Annotated in this window: 17 protein-coding genes and 1 pseudogene; 5 read left to right on the top strand and 13 right to left on the bottom strand. The window is 67.6% G+C overall.

Going from position 1 to position 17,761, the window contains the following annotated elements:
* Positions 1-6: 6 nt before the first annotated feature.
* Entirely contained in the window at positions 7-1,005 is a 999-nt protein-coding gene (locus tag RLT58_RS02270; protein WP_311308656.1) for an NUDIX hydrolase, read from the bottom strand.
* A gap of 171 nt (positions 1,006-1,176) precedes the next feature.
* Here RLT58_RS02270 and RLT58_RS02265 point away from each other — a divergent pair, with 171 nt between their 5' ends.
* Positions 1,177-1,413: a hypothetical protein gene (locus tag RLT58_RS02265; protein ID WP_311308655.1), complete on the top strand. Its 237-nt coding sequence runs from the start codon at positions 1,177-1,179 to the stop codon at positions 1,411-1,413.
* Between the two features lie 335 nt (positions 1,414-1,748).
* Positions 1,749-2,264, top strand: a complete 516-nt coding sequence (locus tag RLT58_RS02260) for a GNAT family N-acetyltransferase (RefSeq protein WP_311308654.1) — start codon at positions 1,749-1,751, stop codon at positions 2,262-2,264.
* 58 nt (positions 2,265-2,322) lie between these two features.
* On the opposite strand, the pseudogene RLT58_RS02255 reads toward RLT58_RS02260, so the two are convergent.
* A pseudogene (locus tag RLT58_RS02255) lies at positions 2,323-3,528 on the bottom strand (IS3 family transposase).
* Between the two features lie 38 nt (positions 3,529-3,566).
* Between RLT58_RS02255 and RLT58_RS02250 the strand changes: the two are divergent.
* Together RLT58_RS02250 and RLT58_RS02245 are read left to right on the top strand one after the other, a co-directional pair.
* Positions 3,567-3,803, top strand: coding sequence for a hypothetical protein (locus tag RLT58_RS02250; protein WP_311308653.1), 237 nt, complete (start codon positions 3,567-3,569; stop codon positions 3,801-3,803).
* Between the two features lie 73 nt (positions 3,804-3,876).
* On the top strand, positions 3,877-4,710 hold the full coding sequence (locus RLT58_RS02245; protein ID WP_311308652.1) for a transposase family protein: 834 nt from the start codon (positions 3,877-3,879) through the stop codon (positions 4,708-4,710).
* 174 nt (positions 4,711-4,884) lie between these two features.
* Here the strand turns inward: RLT58_RS02245 and RLT58_RS02240 are convergent, their stop codons facing one another.
* The 11 genes from RLT58_RS02240 to RLT58_RS02190 form a co-directional block, all read right to left on the bottom strand.
* The gene (locus RLT58_RS02240; protein ID WP_311308651.1) at positions 4,885-5,496 is read right to left on the bottom strand and encodes a site-specific integrase; all 612 of its coding nucleotides are present in this window, start codon (positions 5,494-5,496) and stop codon (positions 4,885-4,887) included.
* Between the two features lie 61 nt (positions 5,497-5,557).
* On the bottom strand, positions 5,558-6,148 hold the full coding sequence (locus RLT58_RS02235) for a hypothetical protein (RefSeq protein ID WP_311308650.1): 591 nt from the start codon (positions 6,146-6,148) through the stop codon (positions 5,558-5,560).
* Between the two features lie 1,061 nt (positions 6,149-7,209).
* The gene (locus tag RLT58_RS02230) at positions 7,210-7,977 is read right to left on the bottom strand and encodes an IS3 family transposase (protein WP_311314395.1); all 768 of its coding nucleotides are present in this window, start codon (positions 7,975-7,977) and stop codon (positions 7,210-7,212) included.
* 245 nt (positions 7,978-8,222) lie between these two features.
* Entirely contained in the window at positions 8,223-8,432 is a 210-nt protein-coding gene (locus RLT58_RS02225) for a transposase (RefSeq protein ID WP_311308291.1), read from the bottom strand.
* Between the two features lie 64 nt (positions 8,433-8,496).
* Positions 8,497-8,823 carry a helix-turn-helix domain-containing protein gene (locus tag RLT58_RS02220; RefSeq protein WP_311308649.1) on the bottom strand — a complete coding sequence of 109 codons (327 nt, stop codon included), beginning with the start codon at positions 8,821-8,823 and terminating at the stop codon, positions 8,497-8,499.
* Between the two features lie 333 nt (positions 8,824-9,156).
* Entirely contained in the window at positions 9,157-9,918 is a 762-nt protein-coding gene (locus tag RLT58_RS02215) for a metallophosphoesterase family protein (RefSeq protein WP_311308648.1), read from the bottom strand.
* Positions 9,919-10,053: 135 nt separating this feature from the next.
* A complete protein-coding gene (locus RLT58_RS02210) occupies positions 10,054-10,515 on the bottom strand; it encodes a hypothetical protein (RefSeq protein WP_311307060.1) in 462 nt (153 codons plus the stop codon).
* On the bottom strand, positions 10,512-12,716 hold the full coding sequence (locus RLT58_RS02205) for a site-specific integrase (protein WP_311307061.1): 2,205 nt from the start codon (positions 12,714-12,716) through the stop codon (positions 10,512-10,514). Before RLT58_RS02205 ends, RLT58_RS02210 begins: the two co-directional genes overlap by 4 nt.
* Complete coding sequence (locus RLT58_RS02200) at positions 12,713-14,419, bottom strand: hypothetical protein (protein ID WP_311308647.1); 1,707 nt, start codon at positions 14,417-14,419, stop codon at positions 12,713-12,715. The genes RLT58_RS02205 and RLT58_RS02200 overlap by 4 nt, the downstream gene beginning before the upstream one ends.
* An 8-nt stretch (positions 14,420-14,427) precedes the next feature.
* Entirely contained in the window at positions 14,428-15,900 is a 1,473-nt protein-coding gene (locus RLT58_RS02195) for a site-specific integrase (protein ID WP_311308646.1), read from the bottom strand.
* A gap of 342 nt (positions 15,901-16,242) precedes the next feature.
* Positions 16,243-16,983 carry a tyrosine-type recombinase/integrase gene (locus RLT58_RS02190; protein ID WP_311308645.1) on the bottom strand — a complete coding sequence of 247 codons (741 nt, stop codon included), beginning with the start codon at positions 16,981-16,983 and terminating at the stop codon, positions 16,243-16,245.
* A 237-nt stretch (positions 16,984-17,220) separates the two neighbouring features.
* Between RLT58_RS02190 and hypB the strand changes: the two genes are divergently transcribed.
* Positions 17,221-17,739, top strand: coding sequence for a hydrogenase nickel incorporation protein HypB (gene hypB, locus RLT58_RS02185; protein ID WP_311308644.1), 519 nt, complete (start codon positions 17,221-17,223; stop codon positions 17,737-17,739).
* The last annotated feature ends 22 nt before the right edge of the window (positions 17,740-17,761 follow it).

Genomic DNA, 17,761 nt, shown 5'->3' with positions numbered 1-17,761 from the left:
GTCCGTTCACTTCGGATCGCTGGACCGCCGCCAGTCGGCCGGCCCGTCGATTTCCGTGAAGGGCCGGGGTTCGGCCCTGGGGATGCCGAGGAGTTCACGGGCGCGGTGGGCGGCGGCGAGCTGGCCGGCGGCCTGCGGGCCCCAGTCGAACAGCTCCAGGGCCTGTTCCGGCGTCGCCAGGACACGGATGTACGTGTGGCCCGTGGCGGGGTCCGTGCGGCTGGGGCCGAGGGCGCGGAGCGGTGCCGCGTACCGGAGCCGGGCGCAGGGCTCGCCCGGGTCGCTGAGGTACCCCAGCCGGATCGGTTCGCCGAGTGTGGCAGCGGCCTCCTCGTCCGCCTCGCGGATCAGGGTCGCGACCGGGTCGCCCCCGTCCTCCGGCTCGGGCGTGCCACCGGGGAGGCAGGCCGAGCCGGTGTCGGGCCCGAGCAGGACGAGGACGCGGCCGTCCGGCGCGAAGAGCCAGCCCCAGGACTGCCGCACGGCGAGATGGTCCGGGGCCGGGCCCGGGTGGAAGTCGTACGGGGACCGGCGCCGGGCCGTGCGCAGGACACCGGCGCGGTCGAGGACGGAGGGGGCGGTCGGGCGGCCGTCCTCCAGGAGCACCGTGCCGCCCGCGTCGAGGCGGGCGCGGAGTGCGGACAGGGCCCGGCGGGCGTCGCCCGGTGCCATCAGCTCCGGCAGGCGGGCCGGCTCGACGAACTCGATGGCCGTGACCTCGTGGTCGGGCAGCCGGACAGCGGCGATCCTGGCCTCGTCCCAGACCCCGCCGTCGTAGACGAAGACCGTCTCGCCGGGGAACCGCATGACGGGCGGAGCGCCGAACTCCGTGGCCGAGACCCAGTCCACGGCGAGCCCGCGGCCGACGGTCGCGGTGATGCCGAGTTCCTCGCGCAGTTCGCGGGCGGCGGCGTGGGAGGGCGACTCGCCCTTGTCGACCGCGGCGCCCGGCGAAGCAGGCGGGTTCGCGGATTTCTGGCCGAGGAGTCGCAGGAACCCACACATGAGTGGTTCCTCGACGGCTTTGAGTATGGCGGGTTCGGGGCCTGATGCTGGTGGCTGGTGTATTCGACCACCATGAGTTCCCCGCGGGCAGTCCAGCAAGTCCCTCGCGGATGTCCGTGAAAACGGCAGGGAAGAGGGCCAAGTAGCGTGACGAGGTTGGGAGGAGCAGGGATGAATGTGGTGTGGGCGGCGACGGCACTGGAGACCGGCTGGTTCTCAGGGCTCGAACGGCACTCGAATGTCCAGGACCTTGAGGCTCACATCAAGGCCCTCGGAACCGGCCTCGGTCAGGGCTACCTTGAGATCCGGCGGCCAGACGGCGATCTCCCCTACTTGGCTCTGGCTTCAAAGGAGCTCCTGCTGTCCTCCACCTCTTCGACAACTCTGGCGGTGTGTCTCTTCGTGTAGGCGATGATTCCGCGGCGCCGAGCGCCGAGGTCGAAGTGGTGATCATGGTCGAACTACACGCGTTCACCGGAGACGTCGCACTGTCCATGGATCATGCCTGGGGCATCGTTCAAGATTTCATCCAGACAGGGACGCCTGGTGAACTGAGTGAGCCTCCGCCAACTTGAAGTCGCAGGTCAAAGGGCTGGTGTGACCGGTTCTCGGCATGCTCACGCTGGTCGTAGGCAGGTGTCCTCAGAGGAGATCGTTCGTCAGCCACCGTTCTCGTGAGAGGAGGCGCCGACAGCTGGGTAAAGCAGTTCGTTCTGCGGTACCTGTGCTACTACGGTGGCGTGATGGTGCACGTGCAGGAGATGGATGAGGCCGACATCGAGGCCGTTTCGATGATCCGCGTCCGAGGATGGCAGGCGGCGTACGCCGGCATTGTTCCCCAGACGTATTTGGATGCCATGACGGCGGAAGGTGATGCCGGTCAACGGCGGCAGTGGTTCTCTCAACCCGGACGAAAGTCTCGAGACCTTGTGGCGCTCGGTGGCCATGGCCTGGTGGGGTGGATCTGCTTCGGGCCGTATCGAGGTGAGATGCCCGGTCTGGAACGGGTCGGTGAGGTCTACGCCCTGTACATCTCGCCGGATCTGATCGGCCAGGGCATCGGCCGGACTCTCCTGGGTGAGGCTCACGCTCAGATGAAGAACCAGGGCTTCGAGACGTCAGCTCTGTGGGTGTTGTGTGACAACCAACGAGCCCGGCGCTTCTACGAGTGGGCCGACTACCAGGCTGACGGTGCGGCTCAGGACGATGTCTACAACGGGATCACGCTCACTGAGCTCCGCTACCAGCGCGTGCTTTGACAGGGGCCGATCTGTCGATTCCCGCTCACGGGCCTTGACCCCGAATTCTGGACACGGGTTATGCGGCTTGTGCCAGCGTAGTTGGTGTGTGGCGGAGGGCGTTTTCGAAGGTGATCGGTGGTCGTTGTCCGAGGCGGGAGTGTCGGCGTCGGGTGTTGTAGCGGTGGAGCCATCGGAAGGCGTCGAGTCGGGCCTCGCGCTCGGTCGGCCAGCTCTTTCGTCCTTGCAGGGTCTCGCGTTTGAAGGTCGCGTTGAAGGACTCGGCGAGTGCGTTGTCCGCGCTGGACCCGACCGCGCTCATACTTCGCCGCACCCCTGCTGACCTGCAGGCTTCGGCGAAACTCCTGCTCGTGTACTGGGCTCCGTGGTCGGTGTGCATGATCGATCCGGCAAGGCTGCCGCAGGTGCGGATCGCCGCGGCCAGGGCGTCGGTGACGAGATCCGCGCGCATGTGGTCGGCGATCGCCCAGCCGACGAGACGGCGCGATGCGAGGTCGATGACGGTCGCCAGGTAGCAGAACTTCCCGCCGGCGACGGGCAGGTAGGTGATGTCACCGACGTACTTCGTGTTCGGCTTGTCCGCCGGTGAAGTCGCGGCCGATCAGGTCCGGGGCCTTGGCCGCGGCCGGGTCGGAGACGGTGGTGCGGTGCCGGCGCCGCAACCGGATCGCCTGGATCCCGGACGCCCGCATGATCCTGGCGACGCGCTTGTGGCTGACCGCGACACCGTTCTCCTCGCGGAGCTCGGCGGTGATCCTCGGGGCTCCGTAGGTGCCGTCCGATTCCTGGTGCACCGCCCGTATCCGGGCTGCCAGGCAGGCGTCGGCCACCTGCCGGGCGGCCCGGTCAGCGGCTGTCCGTTGCCAGTAGTAGAAGCTCGAGCGGCTGACGCCGAGGATCCTGCAGAGCCGCTTCACGCCGTGACGGCGCTGGAGGTCGGCGACACACTGGAAGCGGTTCACCAGCGCGTCTCCCCGGCGAAATACTTCGCCGCCTTCCGCAGGATCTCCCGTTCCTCCTCCAACTCGCGGACCTTCTTTCGCAAGGCGGCGTTCTCCGCCTCCAGCGGTACCGGCGGCTGGGCCGGTTCTTGCGTCCGTCGTCCTCGGGGACGGCTCACCCCGGCTGCCCTCACCCAGTTCCGCAGGGTCTCCGGGTTGATCCCCAGATCGGCCGCGACCGACCTGATCGTCGCTTCCGGCCGCGACTCGTACAGCGCGACCGCGTCCGCCTTGAACTCCAGCGGGTAGTTCTTCATGACCACGAGATGTCCGTTCTCAGATCCTCAGGATCCAGTGTCTCGTGTGTCCAGGATCAGGGGTCAAGGCCCAGGATTCGCTCCCGCCGGACTACCAGCGCATCATCACCGCCGTGCGGCAGGCCGCCGGACCGGTCATGGCCCGCGAGGTCGGCGAGGCAGTAGGGGTGGACGTCAGCGTGAAGTCCAAGCTGGAACCGCTGCGCGGCAAGCTGGTCAGACTCGTCGACCGCGGCTGGCTCCGCAAACTGCCCGACGGCCGGTTCACCACCCGCCTGTGACGAGCAGCACCGCCACTCGGAGCGGCTCAACATGCGCGTAACCGGGGCGGCCTCCGGCGGCCGTTGGAATTGTGTGACGGATACCAAAGAGCGCGCCGAGGACACCTGCCAGCTTGTCTACCAGTGCCGTCTGCCGCTGTCCACGCGCACAGTCAACCACCTCGCCGACCTGCTACGGCGTCATCTGAAGGCGATACGGTCACGCTGGCGGATCCTGTCGCCCGGGAAGATCGCGGTGATCGTCCTGGCCGTCCTGCGTCACGACCAGCGCTTGGCCGACATGGCCGGCGGCAACGACGTGTCCGAGTCCACGGTCCGCCGCTGGCGCGACGAGTTGATCGGACTGCTCGCCGCCCAGGCCCCGCGCCTGGACCGCGCCCTGAAGAAGGTCGTCAAGCTGGGCGGGGAGGTGGTCCTGATCGACGGCACCCTCATCCGCACCCAGCGCCGTACAGGCAGCGCCGATCGACGGAACTACTCCGGCAAACACCGAACTCATGGCCTGCACTTCCTCGCCCTGACCGACGAGAACGGGCGCCTGATCTGGATCTCCGCCGCCCGGCCCGGCCGCACCCACGACAACACCGCCGCCCGCCACGACCACATCCTGGCCCACCTGCGCGCCGCCGGCCTCGGGGCGCTGGCTGACCTCGGCTTCCGCAGCCTGGACAACGACATTTTCGACCCCGTGATCGCCACCGGCTACGCTGCCAGCCGAACCCACAAGCTCACCCCAGGCGAGAAGGAAGCCAACCGCGTCCTCGCCGTGGGACGCGCGCCGGTCGAGCACGGCTTCGCCCACCTCAAGAACTGGCGGATCCTCACCAAGCTCCGCACCGGCCCCGCCCGCGCCACCCGGCTCCTGCGAGCCCTGCTCGTCTTGACGAACCTCGAAGTCAACCGCTGACGGATGATCTTCGCTCTGGACTCCCGCCCACGACCAGCATGAGCGCCCCGAGAACCGGTCACACCAGCCCTCTGAGCTGCGACCTCAAGTTGGCGGAGGCTCAGTGATTGGTACGAGTTGTAGGCAGGACTCCATCGTCAACTGAGACATCTTCTTACCCGTGCGTCTCAGTTCTCAGCGGGGGACAGGGTTGCCACGGTGAGGATGGGCTGTGTGGATGTACTTCACGGCAGTGGTGATGGAGATTCCGAAGACACGGACGAGGTGGACGGGATCTTCGGTCTCGCGAGCCTCGTCCAGGATTCTGTCGGCGCGAACAGCGCGCAGAGTCAGACCGGCGGGATCGAAGCGCCTGTAGACGTAGTCCGCGGAGACAGGATCGGTCGCGGTAGCGGTCTGTTGAGTGACCAGAAGGTGCGAGTTGACGGTGCGTGGCCAAGGCTGATGGCGGTAGCGGAGCCAGACGTGTAGTAGGGCAGCTGTGGTGTCGTCGAGGTGGACGACGTGACGGCCGTGGGGGCGGCGGATCAGAAGTTGTCGTCGGGTAAGCAGAAGGTCGGAGAGGACGAGGTTGCGCAGGTCGGTGCCGCTTGTTGCGTGGAGGGCGACCAGGGCGAGAACCAGGCGGGTAGCGGGGTTGGAGCTGGTCTCCAAGAGCCCGGCCAGCCGGTCGGGGGCCAGGGTTGTGGGCAGCAGTTCCTGACGGGTTATGCGAACGCCGCGGGTGGGGTCGGCGAAGACGAGCTTGGTGTGTTTCAGGGCTCGAAAGAGCGACCGGATCGCCACAGCGCGCTCGTGGGCGCGCGGGCCTTTGACGCGGTGACAGCGGCTGTGACGTCAGCCTCCGTCACCTGACGCAAGGTGGTGTAGCGGGTGGTCCAGTCAGCGAGTGGCGTGGCCAGGTAGATGAGATAGTGGCGTAGTCGGTGACGCGGTGGTGGGGCCTGCTGGCGCCACGCAAGACCCCGACCCACGTACCGAGTTCGTCGCTGATTCGTGGAGGGAAGGCGGCGATGGTGCGCTGGACGAAAGCCTCGTCGCGGTTGCGCCGCGGCGGCGCGGTGACGAGCTGTTCGCGTTGGTCCAGGAAGGCGAGAAGCCCGCGAATGCGACCCTTGCCGCCGAACACGCGGTGCATTGCCCGGAGCTCACCCTCGCGGAAGACTGTGTCGACGCCCAGCCGGGTGGCGGCCACTCGTAGAACCCGAGCCATCGGCTCGTGGACTTTCTGGTGCCAGCGATTCTCGGAGGTGTATCGGGCGAAGTCCGCCAAGAGGGCTTTCACCGGCGGTAGCGGGGTCGGCAGCAGGGGTCCGGCCAGCGGGTGCCAGTCCCGCTCGATCTCGAAGATCGTCGCCTGACCTTCAAGTACGGCTGGCGGACTGAGCTCTGGGCGATCCGCGCGGAGCTCGCGACGGGGCGCGCTGCCGTTCGCCAAGGACGGTCCGGCAAACCGTAGTTGTCGCCAGGTAGAGGCGTCGGTGTCAGGACCCAGGCGAAGGCGCTGTCGAGTGCAGTCGCGGCATCGACCGTTCCGCAGAGGAAGCGGCCCGGCGCCACACCGACCGCAGCATCCTTGCTGGTCAGCGTATACGCGACGCCAGTGCCTACAGGTGTCGCACACTTGGTTTCGGCCCCACGAAAAGCAGTGATCGCAACTTCGTGGCTGAGATTGGGGGCGGGCCCGCTGGGCGTGCGGCAGCAGGACCACCTCGCGGTCCAGGTCAGGGGCGAGCCAGCCAGGGCTGTTCAGGACCCAGGTGACTCTGACGGGCCGGTGAGGCAGGGCGTCAAGGATCGCGGCGTCAACCAGACCTTGGCCGGCCGCGTCGCGCGCCGCCAGCGCAAGGGCCAACATGTTCATGGCACTGACGCGCCAGGCACGCCCGAGGCAGTGCTCGGCCTGCACTTGACCGACCAGCGGTTTGAGTCGGATCAGAACGTCTTGGGATCGGCTGCGAATCGCGACGGCGTGGAGCTCCAGCAACCGGTACGGCCCAGAGAACAGGGCCACTTGTCCGCGCACTGTCGGTGGGCAGATCCGCTCGTCGTCCACGACGAGGACGGGACGCTGAGCGCGTGCCCAGCCAGGTGCGTGGTAGCGGCCGTCGGTCTGTAGGCGGTAGGTGCCGGTGGGGCAAAGCGGGTCGACGGATGGAAGCGGACAGGCAGAACGCGAGCTGGGTCCATGTCGGCTGCTCTGCGGCCTGTGCGGGTTCGAAGTACCAGGCCGCGTCGTACTTGGTGACAGCTGCGACACACGCCCGGCAGAAGCCTTCGTCGTTGATGCGCCACAGCCGCCTACACCGTCTGCACTCGCCCTCCGGGTGGTTCCGTTTGGAGCGCCACTGGTGGCAGGGGGAGCAGAACGGTGACTGGACCCGCAGCCCCCAGCCGAGGCAGCCGGCGCACTGCCCGAGCGAGGGCAGGCGCTTTCGTCTTGGGGCCACCTCAGTTCGGTGGGAGTGAAGTTCCCCCTGCGGGCTGGGCAGCGGGTGTTTACGCTGCCTGACCGAGGTTCTGCCTGAGTAGGGATCTCGTTTCGAGCGGGGTGACGTATCCGTAGTCGGGGTGCCGGCGGAGTCGGCTGCGGTTGTACTCGGCCTCGATATAGCGGAAAACGTCGGCCCGGGCAGCCTCGCGGGTCTCCCACACGGTCGTCCCGATCTCCGCTTTCAGGATGGCGAACCAGCTTTCCGCGGCGACATTATCGTAACAAGATCCGACACGGCCCATCGACTGCGTCATGCGCAACTTGCGTATTTCGGTGCGGAATTCGTCACTGGTGTACTCGCTGCCACGATCCGTGTGCATGACGCATCCATGCTCCAGGCCGCCACGTCCTGCGGCCATCCGCAGGGCGGTGACCGGCAGCTCGGCGCGGTGATGGTCGGCCATCGCCCAGCCGATCACCTCCCGCGTCGCGAGATCGATGCAGGTCGCCAGATACAACGTCCCTTCCAGTGTGACCAGTTCGGTCATGTCGCCGACCAGCCGCATTCCGGTCCGGGGTGCGGTGAAGTCCCGGCCGATCAGGCCGGGGGCGAACACCGCCCGCTTCGCCTGCCGGGTCAGGCCCCCACGCCGGCGGCGGGTGATCCCGGCGATCCGGTGCTTGCGCATCAGCCGCTCGACCTTCTTGGAGTTCACCGCCCGCCCGGCCCGCCGCAGGGCGGCGTAAATCCTCGGGGCCCCGTAGGCGCCGCGAGATCCGGCATGCAGTACCCGGATCTCGCCCACCAGCGCCTCCTCGGCCCGCTCCCGCACCACCCGGCCGGCTCCGAGGCCCGGTGCGCGTAGTAGGCGGAACGTGGTACCCCCAGCGCACGGCACAGGAACGAAACGCTGTGACCTGTGGGATTGCCGTCCGATGCCTTCTCCGCATCGATGAAACGACACCGTGCCGCAGTGTCTACCTCATCATGTCCTGAGCGAAGAAGGCGGTCGCTTCTCCCAGAACCTCGATCGTGGCCTCCTGCTCGCGGACCTTCCGCCGCAGCCGGACCAGCTCCTCACTCTCCGCAGCGGTCAAAGCCCCCCGCAGGCCCCTCACCGCGGTCGGTCTCCGCCTGCTTCACCCACCCGCGCAGCCCCTCCGGACTCACGCCCAGATCCCTCGCGACCTCGGTGACCGTCTTGTCCGAGGACAACGCCAAGGCGACCGCGTCCCGCTTGAACTCGGCCGTATACCGCTTACTCATATTGCTCTTCTTGCTCACCATCTGCGACTGCTTCCTCCGGGACCATCCGTCCCAGTATCAAGCTGTCCAGCCAGCAGGGGGAACCTCAGAGCGACCTGGGCCGCCCCGTTCCGGTGGAGCGGCGCGGCACCGGCCTGGGCGACTCACCCGCAGCCGTCGCGAGCCCCTCGTCCTGGGCCACCGGCGTCTTCCCGGCTACAGGTTCGGCGACGAGCAGGTCCGCGACCGTGCACTGGAGAGCAGCGCAGATCAGGTCCAGGTCGTCCAACCGCACCGTTACCGGTGTGCCCGACCAGAGCGCGGAGACCTTCGACATCGACGGAGTGAAGCCGACTTCTTTGAACACGGGCATCAGGTCACTGGGCCTCCAGATGCCTCGGTTGGCCGCCGCCCACCGCAGGTTCCACTTCACGACAGACCCCCGTGTTCACGCGCAGTCGTTGAGCGGCCCGAGCCGACGAACGTCGACTGGCCATCTCTGGATCGCTCTGAGCGGACAAAATGTACCGAACCGTGGTCGTCGTCCAGTCATGCCCGAGCGACTTCTGCACCTCCCACAGCGACATCCCCGCCTCGTAACGGTGTGTGGCACAAGTATGGCTTGTGTCCGCAGAGGCCGTGTGCGGACACCCCCGTGTCGCGATTCACCAGGCGGGTCAGCGCGAATACTTTCGCGACGCAGTCCGTCGACCGTGTTGCATTCCGCCCTGTCGATCATGATGCAGATCACATCCTCCGGGAGGCGTCATGGTGTGTGACTGCGTCCGTCCCGTGGGCCGAAGGCTTCGAGGGCGTCTGCATCGGTAGCTCGCGCGTGAAGGAAGTAGTCGGCCCATTCAGCGATTTCAGGGTAAGAAGAGTCTTGAGTGACCTGGGCGACGGCGGCCTCGATGTCGAAGTGCGTGGAGCGTAGTTCGACGCCGGGGCCCAGGAGCGCCCAGTGGGCCCCGGCCCGTCCGTAGGGCATGCCGACACTGCCGGGGTTGATCACGAGTCGGCCGTGGGCGAGGCGGACGAACGGCATGTGCGTGTGCCCGCAGACCACTGTGCGGGTGTCGCTGTCGAGCCCGCTGAAGACCTCTCGCCAGCGGTCGAGGCGTGAGTCGACCAGGACGACTTCCTCGTCGTCTCGAGGGGTGGCGTGGCAGAACAGCACCTTCCCCAGGCCACGCACTGGCAGAGAGAGTGATCGCGGCCACTGACTGAGAAGGTCGAGGTGTTCTTCGCGTAGTTGTTCGGCAGCCCATGGGGCGATTGGATCGGGGATCGAGTCGCGTTGACCGCGGCGGTATTCGAGGAGTTCGCGGTCTGCGTTGCCGCTGATCCAGACGATGCGGTCGCCGAGACTGGTCAACAGGTCGAGGACCTGGGTGGGCTGAGGGCCGGCGGTGATGTCGCCGGTGAGCACGATGCGATCGGCAGCGCTCACCTCTGGTTCGGCGAGCACGGCCTCAAGGGCGGGCAGGACTCCGTGAATGTCGGACAGGACGGCTACTCGGTTCAGCATGGGCACCACTGTGGGATGAGGTCCGCTTGGAGGTGAGACCTTTCGCCTGACGCGTAGTTCGGGAGTGACTGCTTGCGAGAGTCGCGGGGGCCATCGGCCAGCCTGCTGACGACGCCCACCAGTGTCGTCCCCCCTTCAACTGCAGGTTCCGATCACCGTGGTTCGCGGAGCGGGAAGGCGACTCACCCGGCTTGTCCCGGCCGCGGACTCTCGCAGGTGAGCGATTTCGTCATGCTGGGCGGCGAGCCGGGCCAGGGCCTGGGTGCGGAAGTCCGCGAGCTCGCCGATCGCCTGTTCCGACTGGGCCAGCCGTTCTTTGAGCTTTGAGTTCTCTGCCTTGAGCCGGGCGATCTGGGCCTCGCGGGGGTCGGAGATCTCGCCAGCGTCTTGGAGTGCCTGGAGGCGCCGTTCGAACTCGGTGCGGAGGTGAGCGTAGGGGCGGGTGCCGTAGAAAGCGGTGCGGTCGACGCCCGCTTCGCGGGCGAGGGTCTTGATATCGCATTTTCCGCCGGGCGGGATCTCGCCGCGCAGGAGCCGGTCCATGGCGGCCCGGATGCGGTTCTCGTTCTCCGTGCGCTGGGCTGCGGAGATTCTCATGCGGACTCCTCGTCCATGGTGGCGCTGGCGGCGTCGATCTCGGCGACGACCCGGAGGGCTCGGTCGTAGTCGGCCTGGAGTCGGGTGCGTTCGGTCTTGCGGGTGGTGCCGAGTTCGCCGATGAAGATCTTTGTTCTGTCGGCGTGCTCGGCCCAGACGGGGCGGTGGCCGGGATGGTGGGTGGCCTGCGGACAGCGGGCGGAGTCACACATCCCGATCAGCGGACGGTCCGCGGCGGGGGTGCCGGCGAGTTTGAGACAGAGCGCCCGGGAAGGATCGGTGAACCAGCAGTAGTTCGCCGGTCCGAGGTGCAGGACGTTGGCGCGTTTGGTCAGGAGGTTGAGGACGTCGCGGTCGTTGCGCTGGGTTTTCGGGGCCGTGGCCGAGGCGGTGTCGAGTTGGGCGTCGATGCCGGCGAAGAACTCGGTGAGGCTGCGGGCGCCGGGACCGGCGGGCAGAACGCCTTCCTGGTAGTTTCGGAACTCCTCCAGTACCAGCTGGAGATTGCGCTCGCTCTCGTGCTTGTTGACCTCGGCCAACAGCTCGGCCTGGGCCCCGCCGGGGCGCGAGGCGTAGCCTTCCGTTGTGGCCACGGCGATATGTTTCATGTGGATCTTGGTGGCCAGGACGCCGCCGGGCCGGTAGGCCATTTCGAGGGACAAAGTGCGCCGCAGCATCCGCAAGTTGACTGGTCCCCCGGGGATTGGCGCCAGGCCAAGGCGCCTCCCGGCCTCGGAGTTGGCCCAGTTCTTGAACCACTTGAAGCGGACGTTGAAGGAGAACCTGCCGATCAGCAAAGCCCCTTCTGCCGGGGCGTCGTGCAGTTGCTCGAGGAGTTCGATCGCTCGATAGACCGGCTCGATAACGACCCACTCGTCGTCGGTGCCGCCCAGCGGCTGCCCTTTGACGATCTTGCTGGCGATCCGGTAGCGGGTCAGGCCCGGGACGGCCTCGTCGGGCGGTCGTCGGCAGCCGATGCGCAATTCCATCAGCTCACTCGCACGCATGCCTGAGATAGCGGCAGCGGTGATGATCGCGGCGGTGCGGACGATACCGACCAGGGCGACGGCCTGGAGCCGGGACACCGGCAGGGTCCAGGGTAGTGACGATGTTCCGTCGGCCGCGGGGACCATGTCGACATCACGGCCGAATGGTCTCTCGACGCCGACCTGCGCGAGGGTGGCTTCCAGCGCCGGCCTCATGGTGGGCAGCCACGGATTGCAGAACTGGCTCAGCCCGGCCCGGCGGCCGAGGGTGCCCATGGCCACCAGGAGAAGGGGGTCGTCCTCAGCCCAGCCCTTATCGAGGCGCTTCGCGACGTAATGGTCCTCCAGCATGGGCAGGGCTGTGCACGTTCGCGTGTACTCGGCGAGGATTTCGCTGAGCTCCAGGACCGGGACGCGGTTCTTGGGCCCGACCCGCCGGAGTCCTTGTGCTCGTCGGGCCGAGTGGCGGTCGGATTCGCGGATCTTGTGTGCCAGGTCGACGGCGTGCGGACCTAGTGTGGACATCAGATAGAGGGCGGCCGCGAGCATCGGCTGCATGATCTCGTCCGCGACCGGTTGGGTCTTGTTCTCGTCTCGGCCGCTGGGCATCTCGGCGACGGCGGAGGCGGTGGCGCCGCCCCAGGGCCGCAGCCCGGCGGGGACGCGGTCGGCGGTGAACAGGTCGCGGTAGTTCACCAGGTCGACGACGACCTGGGCGGCGGATCTCCTGGTCGCGTGGCTGTTCTCGCCGATCACGGCTCCGTCGTCGTCGAGCACGTAGCGGCGGTGAGCCAGGTATGCCTCACAGTCCCGGGTGGTGACCTGCTGCAGGCTGCTGGTCGCCCGTTCGCCCAGCCAGTTGAAGAAGCGGACGAGTTCGTCGAGACGACCGCGGCAACTGGTGACGTGGAGCGGGTTGCGGAAGGCGCGGGGCAACGGGGCGACCGTCTGGTGGCGTGGTGCGAGCATCGCCAGGACCAGTTCCTTGGCCACCAGTCGCCAACGCGAGTCCGTGATCAGGGTGAAGTCGAAGCGCCTCACCGAGGGGCTCAACTGGGTCGGCAGCCCGATGACGTGGGTGAAGTCCCAGATGTCGTCCTCGAACGTGGGGCGAGCGGCGTTGTCCGGAAGGGCCAGCCCGGCTTCATCGCAGACATCGGCGCCCGCAAAGACGGCGGAGCGTCCGTCGAAGGCCGGATCGAAAGCCGTGCTCATGCGGTCATCTCCTCGGGCCGCAGGGGAAGTTCGTCGTCCCGGTCGGTGACATGGGCTGCGGCCGAGGTGACCACGGCCGGATCGAAGCGGTCCAGGACCTGCTGGATGCGGGCGGCATAGGGGCCGAAGACCGCCATGAAGTGAGCGGCGGGCATCTGCTGCCACTGCCGGGAGAAGAACGCCTTCAGCCGCAGCAGGTTGACCGCATGCCGTGGTGCGAACACCGCCAGGGGACACAACAGGCAGACCCAGGGGCGGGCCGGACAGGGTTTACCCTTCGGGCCGTGTAGTCCGGACAGCTGATCGCCGCAGGCGGCGGTGAACACATCCCGCTGGCCGCCGATGAGTTCGGCGATCACCTCATTCTCGAGGGCAAGGTCCGCGAGCAGCTGCGGATAGCCCTCGGCCAGGGCGGCGGCCTCTTCCTCGGTGATCACCGTCGGCGGATGCGACCTTCGCAGCAGGTCATGCTGGGCGTCTTCGATCACAGCCTCGACCGCACGTTGCTGGGCCGGGGTTGCGGCCGTCAGATAGTGGTCGCCTTCGACGGCGGGCGTGTGGTTGGGGTCGATGGTGGCCCGGCCGCTGCCGTTCCACGTGCTCTTGTCCCGCATCGCCTCGTGCGTGGTGCGGATCCGGGACCGGTGGATCTTCAAGGGCTGTCCGTCGTCCCCAACCAGCTGGTGGCGCTGGACCCACCGCTGGATGGCGACGCGGTCGAACTTCCTCACCCGACGGTCACCGCCGGCCCGGCTCAGGCCCAACCACAGTTTGCGGCCCTCGTCCGGCGGAACGAAGCTCCGCAGCAGCGTGGAGTGGGCCAGCCACTGCTCCAGCAGACGCACGGCCCTGCGTGGCAGATTCAGGCTCTCGGCCGCGGTGCGGCCCTTGACGTAGGAGAGCAGGATCGTGGAGTCCCCGGCCCAGTCGACGTCCTGTGTGACCAGGTCCTCGATGCCGTCCGGCACGATCCCGGAGTAGATGCCGAACAACAGCCGGTAGGCGATGAGTACTTCCAGGTGCGGGAACAGGGCCTGCGTCGCGTCGTGGAAGCCGCCGCGGCGGTGGACCAAAGCGGCCGAGATGCCGACGTTGCGGCCGAACTCGGAGATGCTCACCGGCCCGACGGTGGCCAGCAGCCAGCGAAGATTCTGGGGAGCCCATCCGCCCTCGGCGGGATGCTGTCCGTGAGCGACAGCGGTCAGGGCCTGCCGGTGGGCCGCGTACGACTCCTCGACGAGCCGTCGGCAGAGGCCGCCCAGCCGCTGCCACTCGGTCTCCGAGTAGGGAGGCAGGGCGTGGTGGTTGGACTGAACGTTGAAGTTCCGTCCGGCCGCGAGCTCCAGCACGCCGTCCGCCAGCGAGCCGCCGGCCTGACCGAACGCCTCGACCATCGCGCGGGTGCACGCCTCCCGGCCGCCCGAGCATCCCATCAGATACTCGGCCAGCCTGCCCCGTCTGAGCTGGTCAAGGCCACCGGTGAAGCCCTGCGCAGCCAGGGTCCGCACCATGCCCCGGATCGCCTGGACGTAATGGTTGACCGTGCCCGCGGAATCCGCAGTTCCGTGCGGGTGGATCACATCCACCAGGCCGGTGGCCAACTGCCGGGCCAGCAGCGGGTTCGGCAGACCGTCCAGCGAGAACGCCGCACGGCTTCCATCGCTGAACACGCAGGTGATTCCCAGGGGTTGGTCGATCAGCATGGTCGGCATCAGAGAGCCCCGCCTTCGATGTCGTCGTCGAACTCGGCGGCGGCTTCCCGATCGGCGCCCGCGTCGTCGGTCAGCCCGGCCGCGGCGCCGGCCCCCTCGTATGCCTCCCGGAAGATGCGCGTCGTGTCCAAGCGCCGGAGGTATTTTTCCGTGGTGAGGACGGTGGAATGTCCTAGAAGATCACGAAGTACCAGCAGTGGGTCGGCCTTACTCAGGTAGAAGACCAGAGCGGCGTCGGCATCGGTGTCCCGCACGAGCTTCGCGGCCTGCTGGTAATGCCCTGTGACCAGGTATTCCAGGGTCCTCATGGAGAAGGTGTGGCGGCATCGGTGGGGCCAGACGTGCGGGAACCGCGGTTCGAAGCGAGCCCGGATCCGGTCGGATGTCCGCTCGAAGACCGTGCCCCAGGCGGTGAACGGGCCGCCGCCGTTCTTCACCGCCAGCAGGCACGAACCGCCCTCCGGAGCGACCAGACGACGCCGCTCGGCCGGAGTCAGCGATTCCCAGGGCCGCCGGATCCCGTTGATCAGCCCGCCCCGGGCGTCCGGCTCGGTCACCATCAGCGGTTCGCCCCACCGCCGTGGCGGCCGCCAGAGCGAGCCGTCCGTCGTGGCGGCCCGGTCCAACTCGACATAATCGTGCAGCCCGGCCAGGGCCTCGTAAGAGGTCCACGTAGTGCGGAACTTCTTGCCCTTGGTGATCCCGGCCGGCACCGGGAACGGGATCGGAACCGCGGTCACCTCCGGCGGCAGGGCGGGGATCTCCCAGGGCAGCAGATAGGTGAACTCCTGCAGTCGCATCCCGGTGGCCAGCGCGTGATCCCCGACCGCCCCGTTGCGGGTCAGCTCCCGCCCGTGGAAACCTGTGTCCTGCGAGCCGTCCGGGGCCAGCCCACGCAGGCCCTTGCGGAACAGCTCGGTGAAGTCCGGCTCCAGGTACTTGATCGTCACGTGCGGCTTCGGCGTGCGGCGAACCGCCAGATTCACCTTCACCTCCCGGCCGGTCCCGGCGAACAGGGCCCGCGCGGCCCGGTAGGTGAACGGCTCGGCCGCCGCGTACTCCTCATGCATCGCCCACCGGTAGAACAACGACAGGATGCTCATGTGCTGGCCCCACGTCGTCGCCGCGAACCGGGCCTTCAACGGCCCCGCCGCCCGATGCTCGGCGTACCGGCTCAGCCCGGCCTTCAACCGCTCCCGCGAGTCGAACAGTCCCACCCCGTGTACGGCCAGGAACTCTAACCACTCCTTGAGGACTCGCGCGTAGTTCTCCCATGAACTCGGCGCGGGCGCCCCGCTGACCGGGAGTTCACGCAGCCACCGGTTCACCACCGCCGTCGGGCGCAGCGCAGCCGGTCCGTCCTCGAAGCGCAGGTCGTCGTCGATGAGCACGGGCATCCCCTCGGGGATCAACGGCCGATGCTCGATGTCCCAGGACTCCCAGCCCCGGGACGAGAAGAAACTCAGGATCATGAGCGCCGACAGTAGAAACACCACACAGCTCAGCGCAATGCACAAACTCCCAGGCCACCAGCCCAGTTGAACCTAATCGCCACACGGAAACTAAGCGCGAACAACATGCCGAAGCAGATGAGGAAAGATCCGCTCGACCGGGCCTGCCAGGTGCGCCTCCGAGGCTCTCGCCAGCGCCTTCCGCAGCGTCGACGTTGTCACCGCCGGGCCGACAGGGTTTGGCATGCCGCCAAGATCTCGCGCCAGGAGCTCAGAGGGCCACACCGGCGACTCAGGGTGCTCTGGGTCGTCTGAGAACAACCCGCGGCCTTCCTCCACGTACCACCACAGCAACTCACGTCCCTAGGCGAACGGAAACGCCTCTCGCTGTCGCGGCCCCGACCCTCGGGCGCCCTTGCCCTGGACGAGAAACCGCCTGAAGTCGCCGGCCTCCCAGTGGAGGTCCTTCATGCGCATCTGGCACAGCTCCGAAGCCCGCACCCCAGAGATGTAGATCAACTTCGCCATCACGTAGTCCCTGCACACCACCGCCTCCTTGCGGGCGTGCGCCAGCTCCCGCCGCCGACCGGCGAAGAACTCGTTGACCGCCCGGGCCGACGGCGGCACCCGAAGGCCGAAGTCACCGCGGTGTGCGTGCCGGTTGAATGGATCAATCGGCGACTCGACCGCCGCCCCGAACCGCTGGAAGATCTCGTGCGCGTAGCGTTGCTCCAGGAATGCGAAGAAGTGGTCGATCCTGTTCAGCTTCGATCGCACCGCCGGTGCCTGGCGTTTGCCGACTCCGGCGAAGTACCCGTCGACGTGGCGGGGGGTTAGCCGCCACGGCACGACACCGTAGTGGTCGCACACCTCGATTACTGGCTTCGTCAGACCGTCCAGAGTGGAGGACGCCAGGCCCGCCACATCTCGCGCCCACTGGTACTCGACCAGCGCGTCCATAGAGAACAGCTGCTCGTCTTCCTCGTCCGCCCCGCCTGCGTACTGGCGCTGCAGCAACAGCACGTCGTTCAGCCCCGGCTCGCCTCCCAGCAACTCCGCCTCTGCGGGCGACGGTTCGCTGGGAGGCGGTACGAGGGAGAGCATGCGAGTCCCGGGATCTGCCACGAACGTTGAAATTACAGCAGAAATTCCTGAAATTCAGGAGAACGGCCCAATATCCTGAGAGGCAGATGTAGGAGCCCATCGAGCCTCCTGCCAGCTGAAATGGAACGACGCGCCGATCAGCCCCTCAGGGAACCCGCCCGTACTCCAGTTAGCAGGCAGGTGGGGCGGTAGTCGACGTGCTGGACGAGCACCCGGCCGCGCCGGTCGGTGATCAGCATGCAGACCCCGGCCCAGAGGGCGGCGGAGGCGCGCAGGGTTCCGTACTCCTGGTCGCTCATCGAGGGCGACCAGGAGACCCTGCTCGACGCCGACCGGATCAGGCGTACGGGCTGCGCCGTGGTGCAGGTGAACACCGGAGCGGGCTGCCACCTCGACGCGGAGATGATGCGGGACGCGCTCACGGAACTGTCCCCGGCCGAGGGCTCGCTGCTCATGGTGGAGAACGTGGGGAATCTGGTGTGCCCGGCCCTGTTCGACCTGGGGGAGCGCACCAAGGTCGTGATCATCTCGGTGACCGAGGGCACGGACAAGCCGCTGAAGTACCCGTACATGTTCGCCGCCGCCGACCTGGTCCTGATCAACAAGGCGGACCTGCTGCCCCATGTCGATTTCGACGTCGAGCAGTGCACCCGGTACGCGCGCTCGGTCAACCCGGACGTGCGCGTGCTGACGCTCTCCGCGACCACCGGCGAGGGCCTGGACCGCTGGTACGACTGGCTGGCGGAGCAGCGGTAGCGGCGCCCGCTCGCACTGCGGG

Origin of the sequence: Streptomyces sp. ITFR-16, assembly GCF_031844705.1 — a bacterium.
Classification (GTDB): domain Bacteria; phylum Actinomycetota; class Actinomycetes; order Streptomycetales; family Streptomycetaceae; genus Streptomyces.
This window is presented reverse-complemented; position numbering and strand designations above follow the sequence as displayed.